Below are 12530 nucleotides of genomic sequence, written 5' to 3' on the forward strand. Positions count from 1 at the left end.
CGCGCTGAGTTCGAGGACGCGGCCCAGAAAGCTCACCTCATCGGGGCGTGAACGCGCCTTTCGACAGTCTCGTGATCGGCATTGCCGCCTCCGGTGGCCCAAAGGAAGCCCGGCCAGCGGACATGTTGGTGACGCAACGACCGGTGGCCGGGCTCAGCCAACCCCAACGTTTGGCACGACCATCCTGCATGTTTGTAGACGGCCTGCTCTAACCCATGGGGATCCTTACCCCGCAACGATGCGCTACAGCTGCGTGTGAAGCCTGCTGGCCAGCCAGTCGGTAACCTTCTCGCTCATGGGGCGCGCCTGCCACTCCGCCAGGCTGATCTGCCTCGATCGCTTGAGGTCCTCGTTGAACAAATCGATTTGCGTCTGCGCAAAATCCCTGCCGTAGACATTGAGGGTGGCTTCGTCGTTCAGCCGCAACGAGCGCTCGTCCAGGTTGGCGGAACCGAAGCTCGCCCAGACGTCGTCGACGATCAGCAGCTTGGGATGATACATCGTCGGCTGAAACTCGTAGATGCGAACGCCCGCTTCGAGCAGCTGGCCCCAGAAGTATCGCGAGCCTTTCCGCACGATGGGCACATCGGTCAGCGAATTGGGCACGATGACGTCGACGATCACGCCTCTCTTCCTGGCGTCGAGTATCTGCTGGAGCGCGATTTCGTCGGGCACGAAATAGGCCATGCCGATGCGCAGGTGGTCCTTGGCCGCGGCGATCGCGGCCAGCATCATCAGTTCCATGTCCTCGGAGCCGTTCGGCTGCGATGAAAGGACCAACTGAGCGCCGAGCGCGCCTGCGGGTTCAGGCGGCGGGTAGAACATCTCTCCCTGCAACGTTTCGCCCACGGTCTCCAGCCAGTTCTCGGCGAAGGCCGCCTGGAACGCGGCCACCGAAGGTCCCTGGATTTGATAGTGCGTGTCGCGCCACTCGTTCGGATTGCGCGCATTGCCCAGCCAGTTGTCAGCGATACCGACCCCGCCGGTGAACGCGACCCGCCCGTCCACGATGAGCAGCTTGCGGTGCGTCCGGTTGTTCACGCGGTCAAGCGTGTACCAGTAGATGGGGCGGTAGCGCTGGAACCGCACCCCGGCGCCCGTCATGATGTGGATCAGCTTCTCGTCGAAAGGCAGGCTGCCGAGCCAGTCGACCAGCACTCGAACCTCGACGCCCTCCCGGGCTTTCGCGGCCAAGGCCGTGGCGAATGCGTAGCCGACCGACCCCGACCAATAGATGTAGGTTTCCATGTCGACGCTGGCCTGAGCCGCGCCGATCGCTTGCAGCATCGCCGGAAAGATCTCGTCGCCATTGACCAGGGTTCGCACTGCGTTCCGCTTGAACATCTGCCCTTGCGAATAGCTGCTCATGCTTCGCACGAATTGCGGGTCGGCCGCGTCGAAACGATGCGGAACGATCGTGCGGATGACACGAGGCTCGGGGGTCAGGTTTACCGCAGCCAGAGTGACCACGCCGGCCGCGATCGCAACGGCAAGATATTTGAGGATGTCGAGCCAATAGCCAGCCTTGCGTCCGGCCGCGATCGCTTTTTTGACGGCCAGTGACGCTCCAAAGCCCTGAGATCCCACCTATTTCGTTCCCCGTCTGGTTGGTGATTTCCAACAGCAAGAATGTACGACCCTGGTTCAGGTTCCCGGCCGGGTATGGGCAAGCCACGGACCGGCGCCGTGCAGTCGAGCCTTGGACGAGGTGCACTATCGACCGAGCGCTGCATCCTTTGTGAGCAATCGGCGTTGAAAAGGATCATTCAGGGTGCTTTGCATGGATACCAAGTTGGAACTTCCTGTAGCCGAAGCCTCGCAGGAGGCCGACATCCTCGTGAACAAGACGGCGCATTTCGTCGGCGAATGGATCGAGGAACACAAGGCTGAAGCTCCGCCCGCGCTGCCGGCGGAAATCGTCGCCGCTGAATTGGCGGATCAATGCATCGCTGACGCTGAAAGCGAGGGCATAGGGCCTGACCAGATCAGCGAGGAAGTCGGCGACCTCAAGGAGTATATCGCCGAGACCGTGCTGGAGGAGCGACGCGATGGCGACAGTGGCGCTCGGGACACGATTGCGCCTGTGCCGTCCGCGGTTGCAAACGGAGAGCCGAATGCCGAAATTCCGCTTTGAATTCATCGAATCCGCGGCGCAGCCGCCGATCCAGGTCGAGATGGACGACCTCGAAACCGCGAAAGCCGAGGCCAAACGGGCTGCCAAGGAAGCTATGCTCGACGGGATTGCCGCAGGTTCGGATCCGACCTCCTGGGTGACCAAGATCTATGACGAGGCCGGCTATTTGGTGACCACTATCGAATTCCGGGATCTGGTGTCCGAACCCCGGCGTCTCGCTCAGGCGAACGAGACCGGCGAGCCTGGTGTGATGCGCTCAGGTTGAGTGCTGAGCCAGCCTGCGGCACTGCTTGCATCCTATGATGACGGTTTGCTTCTGGCCGCCACGCTGGCCTAGTCGTCGCCCTTATAGGACTTGGCGGCGTCGTCGATCTTGCGCCAATCGTTTCCGTAGCGTCGCACAAGCTCCCGCGCCTGCGCCGGCGACAGATCCTGCGTTTCGACGATATGCTTCACTTCCGTCTCTTCGCCTTTCAGCGGACGCGAACGCGGACGCTTTGTGTGTTTGGCCGTCGCTGCATCTCGTCTCGCCATGAATGGTCCTCTCTCGGATTGGAATCAACCGCCGAGCCGAAGGAAGGTTTCCTGAAGCCATTCGCTAAAGCGGCTCGATCTCCGAAAACAGCCAGTCGCGAAACGCCTTCACCTTGCGCTGGCGGATCGCTTCCGGCGGGTAGACCAGATAGAAGCTCGACACCGCCTTCAACGCATGATTGAACGGCCGCACCAGCCTGCCGGTGGCGAGGTCGGCTGAAACCAGCATGGTGCGGCCGAGCACCACGCCTTCGCCCTGCACGGCAGATTCCACCGCGAACGTGGCGGAATCGAAAGTGAGGCCGCTGTTCGGGTCGATGCCTTCGACGCCGGCGCTGGCGAGCCACGCCGCCCAGTCGATGCGGTAGCCGTCGCGGATCAGCGTGTGGTGCTTGAGGTCCTGCGGGTGCTTGAGCGGATGCGGGCCTTCCAGCAGCTTCGGGCTGCAGACCGGAAACACCTCCTCGCCGGTGAGGAATTCCGAGGTCAGCCCGTGATAGTGGCCGGCGCCGTAGCGGATCGCGACATCGATGCCGTCGCCGCGGAAATTGGTCAGCCTGCCGGTGGTCGAGACGCGCACGTCGATGTCGCTATGCGCGCGGTGAAAGCGATAGAGCCTTGGCACCAGCCATTTTCCGGCAAACCCATCCGACGTGCTGACGTTGAGCGTCGAGCCCGAGTGGCGCGAGGTCGCGGTTTGCGTCGCCAGCGCGAGCTGGTCGAGCGCCTCGCGCACGGCAAGCGCATAAGGCTCGCCGACCGGGGTGAGCCGCACCGAACGCGTCGCGCGCTCGAAGAGCTGCACACCGAGCTGATCCTCCAGATGCTTCACCGCCCGGCTGATAGCGCCATGGGTGAGATTGAGCTCGTCCCCGGCCCTGGAAAAATTCAAATGCCGTGCGGCGGCCTCAAAGGCCGGCAAGGCGTTGAGCGGCGGCAGTCTGCGGGCCATGGAGAAAGCAATCTGTGAGTTATGGTAACAAATACTTGCCAAACTTTGGTTTGTCCGTCGAGCTTTTTCCAGCCAAAAATCCTCACAGAATTTGTGATCAATGCTCACTCAAGCTGCGAGGACACCATGGCTACCGTTCATCCTTTCCTCTGGTTCAATCTCGATGCCGAAGCCGCGCGGGATTTCTATCTCTCGGTTTTCAAGAACAGCCGCGCGCTCGGCGCGATCGAGTTCACCGACTTCGTCGGCGGCACCAGCAAAACCGTTCCGCACGCGATTTTCGACTTCGAGCTGGAAGGCCAGCGTTTTACAGCGCTCAACGCTGGCGGCGTGCCGCCCTTCAACGAGCGGATCTCGCTTTACATCGAGACGAAGGATCAGGCGGAGACCGATTATTTTTGGAACGCGCTCACCGCCGGCGGCGGCTCGGAACAGCCCTGCGGCTGGCTGAAGGACAAGTTCGGCGTCTATTGGCAGGTCATCCCGAGCGAGGCCCTGCGCCTGATGAACGATCCGGACCGCGAAAAAGCCGACCGGGCGCGCCAGGCGATGTATTCGATGAGGAAGATCATCCTCGCCGACCTTGAAGCGGCCCACGCCGACCGCGCCTGAATTTGAACCCATCACGAAAGTCGGAGAAGACCCATGGCTAATCTCGCGGGAAAGAAGATCATCGTCGTCGGCGGCAGCTCTGGCATCGGTTTCGGCGTCGCGGCGGCCGCGCTCGAAAACGGCGCTGAGGTGGTGATCGCCGGCCGTTCGGCCGACAAGGTGAAGGTCGCCGAAAAGCGGCTCGACGGGGCAGGGCGCGTGACGGGCATCGTGGCCGACATGGCCAACGAGGCGGACGTCTCCCGCCTGTTCGAGGAAGCTGGAGCTTTCGATCATCTGGTGGCGACGGCCGGCACGCCGCCGCCCAATGATCCGGTCGGCGAGACCGACATGGATTTCGTGCGCCAGTTCGTCGACGGCAAGCTGATCGGCGCGGTGATGCTCGCCAAGCATGCCGTGCGCACGCTGAACAAGGGTGGCTCGATGATCTTCACCTCGGGCATCAACAAGGACCGTCCGCCGGTCCCCGGCGGCTCGGTGGTTTCGGCGGTCGCCGGTTCCTTCACCTATTTCGCCCGGGCGCTCGCGCTGGAGCTCGCGCCGGTCCGCGTCAACATCGTCTCGCCCGGTTGGGTCGACACCGAAATGTGGGATGAGATCGTCGGCGCGGCCAAGACCGGCTATTTCGAGCAGATGGGCACGCGTATTCCGGCGGGCCGGATCGCCACGCCCGCCGAAATCGCACCGGCCTATCTCTACCTCATGCAGAACGCGTTCATGACCGGCGAAACCATCCACATCGACGGCGGGCAACGGCTGGTGTGATGGGAAAGGGCCGGACCTCGGTCTGAGGATCCCGCTCCGCCCATCGCTGCCACAAGCTTTCCGGGCCTTCCCCGGCAATGGCGTTTCCGGCGGAACGCTAATATACATGACGCTCGAATGAGCAGTGCCTCCGCCTCGTCGAGGAATGCCATGCGAAAGGTCATCGTCACCGCCATCTGCCTTGTCGCCGCGACAGGCGCCGACGCCCATGACTGGTACCAAAACAAGGTCGATCCGGTTACGAACTTCAAATGTTGCGGTGGCACGGATTGCCGTCCCATACCGGACGCCGAGGTGCAATCCAGGGCCGATGGCGGCTACGTTTACCTGCCCGATGGTTTCAACATCCCGCGAGAGCGCGTGCAGGAATCCCCGGATGGCCGATACCACATCTGCGAGAACAACTACGTCATAACCAACCAGCCTTATCTGCGCTGCTTTTTCGCGCCGCGGCTCAAGGTCTCGCGGCTGCTTTCGCATTAGCCTCTCAACGATCCGTGTCCGCGCAAACGGTCGCTTCTCGACTACGCGTAGGCCGATGCTCGGCCTATGCGTATCCGAAATAGTCCATGATTTCCCGCGCTTCGCCTGCGTCGAAACGGCGGGCCACGTTGGCTGGCAGCCTGGATCGCCAGCCGCCCCTATAGTCGGTGATCGGCTGGTTCACCTGGGCGAGCCGGCGAGCCGAATGCGGCGTGCGCACTGCCTTTTCCCGCCCCCACACGATGGGCTGCTGGTGATAGTTGAGAATGCCCGGGTCGAAGGTCACGCCGATGAAGCGGCATAGTCGCTCGATGGAAGGCGCAGGCGATTCGATGAAGTCCTCGTAACGCCACAGGATGCTTTCGCCCTTTTCGATACGCGCCATCGAGGCTTTGCTGTCCGCAATCCATCTCTGGAAAGCCTTGTCGAAATCGCCTTCGTAACGCTGCCCGAGCGAGGCCACGACGTCCCTGCCGTCGCGCGTGACGACGATAAAGCGCGCGCCCGGAATCGTCTCGGCGATCTGCCTCGTATAGTGGATATGGTTCGGTGTCTTTTCGACCCAGACGCTGCGGCGTGAAATGGCTGCCTGCAACAAAACCACACTCAGTTTGGTCCAACGCGCCCCATTGTCTGAGACAAACGCGCTTGTCTCGCGGCGGATGGAGAAAATTTCCGGATGCGCGGCCAGTATCCGTGCGAGCAATGTGGACCCCGTATGCCCGCATCCACAAATGAATATTGAAACCTTGGGCTTCGGAAGAAGCCGCACAACACTCCTATTCACGGTCTCGATCTCCCCCGAGGTATTTTTAACCAATCCTTTTCTTCCGGGGATTGCAATAGGAAATGCTTATATGCCGTCGATGACGAACAGATAATTGCTGCTGCCGGTGCCTTGGAGCGCGAGCCGCTCCGGATTCCAACGCCGGTCGCCGGGCCGCTTAAGTCGGCGGAATGGCCACACGTTTTGCCGCTAAGTAAGGCGGTGTCGGAGCGCCTCGACGGTCACCGTCATCGCCACCGGTCGAGCCGTCACTTTCGTGCGAAGCTGAAGGCGAAATGGCTGCCGCGATGATAGACGGCGGCATGGACGACCGGGGTTCCGGTCCCGTCGAAACAGGTTTCCGTAATGAGCAGGGCTGGCCCGAAGTCGCGCAGGTCGTTGCGCCGCACGATTTCGTCCGGCAGCGTCACCGCTGCAACCGAGGCGGCCGACATACGCGGCTGATGGCGGTGTGTTTCCAGCAGCGCGAGCAGCGAGCCGCTCCATTCGATGTCGAAAAGGCGGCCCGGCAAAAGGCTGCGCGGCACGTAGTCCAGCGAATAGATGAGGGGCAGATCGTTGTGCAACCGCAACCGTTCAAGCCGGATGACGCGCTCTCCGTCGGCCAGGCGCAATTGCTGCTGGATCAGCGGTTCGGGCGCTTCCTCCGCGATGGAAAGGACCTTGTTGACGGTGCAGTAGCCATAGTGGCGCGACATGTCGGTCACGCTTTCAAACACGGTGATTGGACGGTCGACCTGGACGGCGGAGTTCGCGGTGACGAATCGGCCGAGTCCATGGGTGACGGAGATGATGCCGTCCTGTTCGAGCAGCTTCAGCGCTTCGCGCAGGGCAGGGCGCGAGATGCGGAAGCGCTGTGTCAGCTGTGATTCCGTTGGCAGCCGGTCGCCGGGCTTGAGCCCTTCGGTCCTGATGAGGTCGGCCAGCCGGTCGCGGAGTTGGACCGCCAATGTGCGCGCATCCCGAAGCGGCTCGTCCAAGTCCATCTTCCCCATTGTGCCAACTCTCCCTTTGTTGTCGGACAATCGCGCCAAGGTCAAGCGGAGGCCTGCCGTGGCGATCGCGCGGGCACATGGGAAAGGCTTGCAAGTTGATCGGCAAAATTTCTCTTGAAATGCGCTTCTGCAGATGTCAGTTGTCTTACAACTTAACTGATCGAGGGAACGATGCTCAATTTCGACGAAGCCCGGTTTGTGCGCATCCAATCGGGGGCGGTGGCCTTGCGCGAGCGCATTGACGCCGTCGTGGCGCAATGCCTCGCCGCCGGGGCGCAGAACATCTTCTTTCTCGGCACCGGCGGTGCGGCGATCCTGATGCATCCGGCCGCGCAATTGCTGCAGCGCCGGTCCAGCTTTCCGACTTTCGTCGACATCACCGCCGAGCTGCAACTCGCCCAATCCGTTCACCTGACCGACAAGTCGATCGTCGTGTTGCCTTCGCTCTCCGGCACCACCAAGGAAAGCGTGGCGCTTCTGTCCAGGATCAAAGAAATCGGGGCGACGGTGATCACCTTGGTCGGACATGAGGAGACGCCGCTCGGCAAGGGCGGGGATCATGTCTTCGTCAACTTCGCTGAGGACGACACGTCCTGCGAGTCCTTCTATCTCCAGTCGCTCTTCATCGCGCTTGCGGTGCTGAAGCATCGCGGTGAGCTCGCCGAATCCGAACGGATACTCGCTGAATTAGCGCAGTTGCCGCGACTGCTGCTGGAAGTGAAGCGGGGCTATGAAAAGGAGGCCGCCGGTTTCGCGCGGAAACTGGCTGCTTCCGACTATCACATCATAGCCGGCGCCGGGAATGTCTGGCCGCAGGCCTGGTATTACGGCATGTGCATCCTGGAAGAGATGCAGTGGATCCGGACCCGCCCCGTGCATGCTTCCGACTTTTTCCACGGCACGCTGGAGCTGGTGGAAAAAGACGTCAGCGTGGTGCTCTTCAAGGGCGAGGACAGCGCCCGGCCGCTGGCCGATCGCGTCGAGAAATTCGCGCCTACCTATACGGACAAGTTGACGGTGCTCGACACGGCCGATTTTGAACTGCCCGGTATTTCGCCCGACGTACGCGCGCTGGTTTCGCCGATCGTGCTCGCAACCGCTCTCGAACGGGTCAGCGCTCATCTCGAGGTGATCCGCAACCACCCGCTGACCACGCGCCGCTACTACAAGCGCGTTGCCTATTGAGCTTGGCCCTCGGCATCAGCGCTTGATCGCGTAACGCAGGATATGAGCAGTTTTCGATTTGCCGCCGTCGGCGACAACTGCATCGATCGCCTCGGAGCGCCGATCGGCCGCTCCCTGGTCGGCGGCAACGCGCTCAATGTAGCCGTCCAGCTCGCGCGGCTTGGCCACGACAGCTTCTATTTCGGCGCCGTGGGCCGCGATGCCGAGGGCGAACGCACCCGCGCCGAGCTCAAAGCCAATCGGGTGGCGGTCAAGCACCTGCGCATAGGCCAGCGCAACACCGCTTGGACCGACATCAAAGTCTTGCCGTCCGGCGAGCGTTTGATTGCCGCCGAGGATTTCGGTGCCTGTGCCGGATATGCGCCGGACGAGGCGGAACTGGCGGTCCTGGAGGCAATCGATCATGTCCATATCGGCTGGCTGGATGATGGCGGCGCCTTGCGCAGGCGCCTGTCGCGGGCAGGCGTCAGCGTCTCGCAGGATATCTCGGTCAACGCCGATCCCGCCGATCTCGGTGTGGAGGGTTTGAGCATAGTTTTCTGCTCGACCGACCAACCTCGCGATGCGGCGGAAGCGATGGCCGCGGATCTCCTGTCGCGCGGCGCAGGCTGTGCCGTCATCATGCGCGGCGCCGAGGGGTCGATCGCGCTGACGGCCCGCGAGCGCGCCGAGACCGGCATCCGCCCGGTCGACGTCGTCGATACGACTGGCGCTGGCGACAGTTTCATCGCCGGCTTCCTGCATGCCTGGCTGGCCAGGAAGCCGCTGTTGCAATGTCTCGAAAGCGGCCGCGACCATGCTGCTTTGGCCTGCTGTCATCTCGGCGGCTTCCCCCAGGAGGGGGATGCCGTATTGAAGCTCAGCGCTTGAGCGAGCGCCCGAAACGTTCCTCGATGCGGGACTGCAGAAATTCGAGGCCGATCGACAGCAACCAGTAGATCATCGAGGCGGTGATCAGCATCTCGATGTGCCGGAACTCGGTCTGGCCCTGCGTGCGCGCCAGATACATGATCTCCCAGACCCCGACCACCGAGACCAGGGAGGAATCCTTCAGCATCGCGATGAACTGATTGCCCGTCGGCGGCACGATGACGCGCATCGCCTGCGGCAGGATAACCAGGAACATCGTCTGGTTGGGGCTGAGTCCAAGTGCGGTGGCGCCTTCCGTCTGGCCGCGCGGGATGCTTTCTATGCCGGCACGGAAAATTTCGGTCATATAGGCGCCGTAGCAAAGCGACAGCGCCATGATCCCGGCAGGCACGGCGCCGATCACATACCCGACCTGCGGCAGACCGAGATAGATGATGTAGATCTGCATCAGCAATGGCAGCCCGCGAAACAGTGAGGTGTAAAAGGTGGCCAGGCCGTAGATCGCGCCATTCTTGGAGAGCTTGGCTATGGCGCCGATGAAGGCGATGACTGTCGCGATGGCGATCGAAATGGCGGAAATGTAGAGCGTGGTCACCACGCCCTGCGAAATGAGGAACCCGATCTTCCTGGCGATGAAAGAGAAGGACAGGTCGAAGGAGTAGAAGAACAGCATCAGCAGGACGAACAGCTCGATCCAAACGGCCACGATCTGCTGCTTGCGCCCGAGTTGCTGCAGCGCTTTCCAGTTCGCGGCCACGATTAGGGCGATCAGCACCGCCGAGACGCTTCGCGCCGCCACGGGATTGGCCGCAAGCCATTCTATCCAGCCTGGGACAAGCTTGCCGATCCAGTCTGCCTTGATGCCGAGACCGTAGAGACCCGCGGCGAAAGCGGCGAGCGCCAGGCATGCGCCGATGCGGCGCGCAGCGTCCGGATAGTTGAGCAGCAGTCTGCCGATCACCTGTCGATCTCCCTCTGGTCAGCGGCGGCGTTCACGCCACCAATCTTGCGCCTGCAGCTTCCAATAGGTGAGTTGGGCCGCGGCAAGTCCCGCCGGTCCGCCCGCCCAGGCCAGTCCGAACGGCGCGAACAGAAGGTAGCGGTCCGACTGGCGGAGTATCGCCTCGGCGATCACCTTGCCGGCCACGGCTGTCGTGTTGATGCCGTGGCCGCCAAACGCCGTCAGATACCAGACGCCTGGCTGCAGCTCCCCGATCTGGGGCATCAGGTGGCGGGCGTAGGCCATCAGTCCCGACCATGCGAGTTCGGTCTTGAGCGTGGCGAGCTGAGGGTAGGTTCCAACCATCTCCCGGCGCAATTCCCTCGCCAGCGCCGCGGGCGAAGCGGCCCGCGTGGTGATGCGCCCACCCCAGAGCAGCCGCTTTCCATCCTCCACGACGCGGTAGTAGTCGCCGGCCCGGCGGTTGTCGCCGACGGCGTCCGTCGTCGCGATGGCGCTGGCGATGAGATCGGGAGCCTCTTCGCTCAGCATCACATAGGTGGCGATCGGCAGGATGGCCCGCTTCAGCCGGCCGATCAGCGGTCCCGTGTAGCCGCCGGTGGCAAACACCGCCTGCCGCGCGCGCACTTCGCCCCTTGCGGTGCGTATGGTCTTACGCGGGCCATCGAGTCTGGCCTCGATCGCGCTGGAGCTCTCGTGAATCCTGCCGCCCAGCCGCTCTATCTCCACCGCGACGGCGCGCAGATAGTTGAGCGGATGCATATGGAAGGCCTTGGCGTCGCGCAAGCCCTGGTAGTAGCGCTCGGAATGCAGCACAGCGCGCACCTGGTCACGCTCGAGATATTCGAGCGGATAATCGAAATCCCGTGCCAGCCTCTCCGCATGACCCTTCAGTTCGGCGCCGCCGTCGTGACGCAGCACGCCCATGATCCCGGGCCGAGGCGTCGCTGCCGTGTTGTCGAGGTCCTTGATCGTCTGCCGCACGAAATCGACGCCTTCGATCGACAGCCTATGCAGCTCTCGTGCCCCTGCCGCTCCGGCCATCGCGGCGATCTTGTCGCTGCCGGTCGCGAAGCCGGGGCTGACGAAGCCTCCGTTGCGGCCCGAGGCGCCGAAGCCGATGCTCTCGGCTTCGAGCAGCACGACCTGTTGCCCGGCGCGCGCCAACTGCAGCGCCGTCGTCAGACCGGCCAGTCCGCCGCCGACGATGACCGTGTCGCATTCGGCCGGACCCGCGAGCGGTGGTCTGACCTTTTCGTCGGCAAGCGTGCGGCGATAATAAGTGTCGGGATAGGTCATGGTGGGTTCTGATCGAAGCAGGCGGCCTTGAGGGGCCGCCCGCGACGAGCATCAATCGGCGCTATAGTTCTTGCCGTACCACTTGGTGGTCAGCGTGGCGAGCGTGCCGTCTTTTTTCATCTGGTCGATGATGCCGCCGATCTTGGTGGTCCACTCGGCGTCGCCCTTGTCCGCGATCACCACCAGCGGCTCGCGAAAGGCGTAGTCGCCCTCGATGATGCGCAGCGGATAACCGTTCTTGATGGCGTTTTGAGCTGTCTGCTCGGGCGCGATGACTGCGTCGAGCCGCACGCCGTCTCCCAGTCTCAGATCGTCGAAGGGCAGCATGGAATCGGCGAAAGTCCGGATCTCGCCAGGCTGAAGCTTGTATTCGATCGGCGGAAGGCCGGGAGCGTCGATCTCCAACTGGCGGCGGATGAAATCTTCCGACGTGGTGGCGGTCTCGACGCCGATCACCTTGCCGTTGAGATCGTCCACGGATTTCGCCTTGCTGTCCTTGTGGACCACATAGACGTAAGGGCTGTAATAATAAATGCCGGCGAAATCGATCACCTTGGCCCGGGCCTTGGTCGGCGTAACCGAGCCGACGCCGAGATCATAACGGCCTTGCCAGTGGCCGCCGGTCATGGTGGCCCAATCGGGCGTCTCGAAGCTGACTTCGACGCCCAGGCGCTTGGCGATCTCTTTCGAAACGTCGATGTCGAAGCCGACCAACTGGTTGCTCTCGTCGAGAAAGCTTTGCGGCGGCCAGCCGCTGTTGGTCGCGACCACCATGGCCTTCTTTGATGTGACGCGATCCAGGGTTTCCCCCGCCCACGCTGCCGACGCAAATGCGAGCGCGCCGGCAGCCAGCGCGAAACAAGCGATAAATCTCCTCACGAAACCTCCCTTTCGTATGTAAGATGTCTGACAACGCAACTTGTCCGCAAGGGAGAGGGTGAGTCAAGCGTCTT

At 62.6% G+C, this 12530-nt stretch carries 15 protein-coding genes; 7 read left to right on the top strand and 8 right to left on the bottom strand.

The features are described 5' to 3' along the window. Positions 1-243: 243 nt before the first annotated feature. Positions 244-1587, bottom strand: a complete 1344-nt coding sequence (locus ACVMIM_RS16915; protein WP_476113353.1) for a phospholipase D-like domain-containing protein — start codon at positions 1585-1587, stop codon at positions 244-246. A gap of 205 nt (positions 1588-1792) precedes the next feature. On the opposite strand from ACVMIM_RS16915, the gene ACVMIM_RS16920 reads away from it, so the two are divergent. Both ACVMIM_RS16920 and ACVMIM_RS16925 read left to right on the top strand, forming a co-directional pair. Further along, entirely contained in the window at positions 1793-2134 is a 342-nt protein-coding gene (locus tag ACVMIM_RS16920; RefSeq protein WP_476113355.1) for a hypothetical protein, read from the top strand. After that, positions 2115-2399 carry a DUF6894 family protein gene (locus ACVMIM_RS16925; protein WP_476113357.1) on the top strand — a complete coding sequence of 95 codons (285 nt, stop codon included), beginning with the start codon at positions 2115-2117 and terminating at the stop codon, positions 2397-2399. The genes ACVMIM_RS16920 and ACVMIM_RS16925 overlap by 20 nt, the downstream gene beginning before the upstream one ends. Positions 2400-2467: 68 nt before the next feature. Here ACVMIM_RS16925 and ACVMIM_RS16930 read toward each other — a convergent pair whose 3' ends face one another. After that, positions 2468-2590, bottom strand: a complete 123-nt coding sequence (locus ACVMIM_RS16930) for a hypothetical protein (protein WP_476113358.1) — start codon at positions 2588-2590, stop codon at positions 2468-2470. A 142-nt stretch (positions 2591-2732) separates the two neighbouring features. Beyond that, positions 2733-3620: a transcriptional regulator GcvA gene (locus ACVMIM_RS16935; RefSeq protein WP_476113360.1), complete on the bottom strand. Its 888-nt coding sequence runs from the start codon at positions 3618-3620 to the stop codon at positions 2733-2735. A gap of 126 nt (positions 3621-3746) precedes the next feature. Between ACVMIM_RS16935 and ACVMIM_RS16940 the strand changes: the two genes are divergently transcribed. The 3 genes from ACVMIM_RS16940 (at position 3747) to ACVMIM_RS16950 (ending at position 5480) form a co-directional block, all read left to right on the top strand. Beyond that, positions 3747-4232 (top strand): VOC family protein, encoded by a 486-nt coding sequence (locus ACVMIM_RS16940; RefSeq protein ID WP_476113362.1) that lies wholly within the window; start codon positions 3747-3749, stop codon positions 4230-4232. 33 nt (positions 4233-4265) lie between these two features. Then, positions 4266-4997, top strand: a complete 732-nt coding sequence (locus ACVMIM_RS16945) for an SDR family oxidoreductase (RefSeq protein WP_476113364.1) — start codon at positions 4266-4268, stop codon at positions 4995-4997. Between the two features lie 150 nt (positions 4998-5147). After that, positions 5148-5480 carry a hypothetical protein gene (locus tag ACVMIM_RS16950; protein WP_476113366.1) on the top strand — a complete coding sequence of 111 codons (333 nt, stop codon included), beginning with the start codon at positions 5148-5150 and terminating at the stop codon, positions 5478-5480. Between the two features lie 64 nt (positions 5481-5544). On the opposite strand, the gene ACVMIM_RS16955 is transcribed toward ACVMIM_RS16950, so the two are convergent. Next, positions 5545-6300: a sulfotransferase family protein gene (locus ACVMIM_RS16955; RefSeq protein WP_476113367.1), complete on the bottom strand. Its 756-nt coding sequence runs from the start codon at positions 6298-6300 to the stop codon at positions 5545-5547. A gap of 215 nt (positions 6301-6515) precedes the next feature. Next, complete coding sequence (locus tag ACVMIM_RS16960; protein WP_476117262.1) at positions 6516-7247, bottom strand: GntR family transcriptional regulator; 732 nt, start codon at positions 7245-7247, stop codon at positions 6516-6518. Positions 7248-7433: 186 nt separating this feature from the next. On the opposite strand from ACVMIM_RS16960, the gene ACVMIM_RS16965 reads away from it, so the two are divergent. Both ACVMIM_RS16965 and ACVMIM_RS16970 read left to right on the top strand, forming a co-directional pair. Beyond that, positions 7434-8447, top strand: coding sequence for an SIS domain-containing protein (locus ACVMIM_RS16965; RefSeq protein ID WP_476113369.1), 1014 nt, complete (start codon positions 7434-7436; stop codon positions 8445-8447). 42 nt (positions 8448-8489) lie between these two features. Then, positions 8490-9317, top strand: a complete 828-nt coding sequence (locus ACVMIM_RS16970) for a PfkB family carbohydrate kinase (protein WP_476113371.1) — start codon at positions 8490-8492, stop codon at positions 9315-9317. Here ACVMIM_RS16970 and ACVMIM_RS16975 read toward each other — a convergent pair. The 3 genes from ACVMIM_RS16975 to ACVMIM_RS16985 are packed head-to-tail and all read right to left on the bottom strand — an operon-like array spanning position 9307 to position 12456. Beyond that, entirely contained in the window at positions 9307-10278 is a 972-nt protein-coding gene (locus ACVMIM_RS16975) for an amino acid ABC transporter permease (RefSeq protein WP_476113372.1), read from the bottom strand. The two genes, ACVMIM_RS16970 and ACVMIM_RS16975, sit on opposite strands and share 11 nt — an antisense overlap. An 18-nt stretch (positions 10279-10296) precedes the next feature. Beyond that, positions 10297-11577, bottom strand: a complete 1281-nt coding sequence (locus ACVMIM_RS16980; protein WP_476113374.1) for an NAD(P)/FAD-dependent oxidoreductase — start codon at positions 11575-11577, stop codon at positions 10297-10299. A gap of 51 nt (positions 11578-11628) precedes the next feature. Continuing rightward, entirely contained in the window at positions 11629-12456 is an 828-nt protein-coding gene (locus tag ACVMIM_RS16985; RefSeq protein ID WP_476113375.1) for a transporter substrate-binding domain-containing protein, read from the bottom strand. Between the last annotated feature and the right edge of the window lie 74 nt (positions 12457-12530).

Source organism: Mesorhizobium sp. USDA 4413, assembly GCF_056280365.1.

Coding starts and splice junctions, on each gene's coding strand:
- ACVMIM_RS16940 (WP_476113362.1), top strand. CDS start 3,747: ATGGCTACCGTTCATCCTTTCCTCTGGTTCAATCTCGATGCCGAAGCC.
- ACVMIM_RS16935 (WP_476113360.1), bottom strand. CDS start 3,620: ATGGCCCGCAGACTGCCGCCGCTCAACGCCTTGCCGGCCTTTGAGGCC.
- ACVMIM_RS16965 (WP_476113369.1), top strand. CDS start 7,434: ATGCTCAATTTCGACGAAGCCCGGTTTGTGCGCATCCAATCGGGGGCG.
- ACVMIM_RS16950 (WP_476113366.1), top strand. CDS start 5,148: ATGCGAAAGGTCATCGTCACCGCCATCTGCCTTGTCGCCGCGACAGGC.
- ACVMIM_RS16970 (WP_476113371.1), top strand. CDS start 8,490: ATGAGCAGTTTTCGATTTGCCGCCGTCGGCGACAACTGCATCGATCGC.
- ACVMIM_RS16925 (WP_476113357.1), top strand. CDS start 2,115: ATGCCGAAATTCCGCTTTGAATTCATCGAATCCGCGGCGCAGCCGCCG.
- ACVMIM_RS16945 (WP_476113364.1), top strand. CDS start 4,266: ATGGCTAATCTCGCGGGAAAGAAGATCATCGTCGTCGGCGGCAGCTCT.
- ACVMIM_RS16980 (WP_476113374.1), bottom strand. CDS start 11,577: ATGACCTATCCCGACACTTATTATCGCCGCACGCTTGCCGACGAAAAG.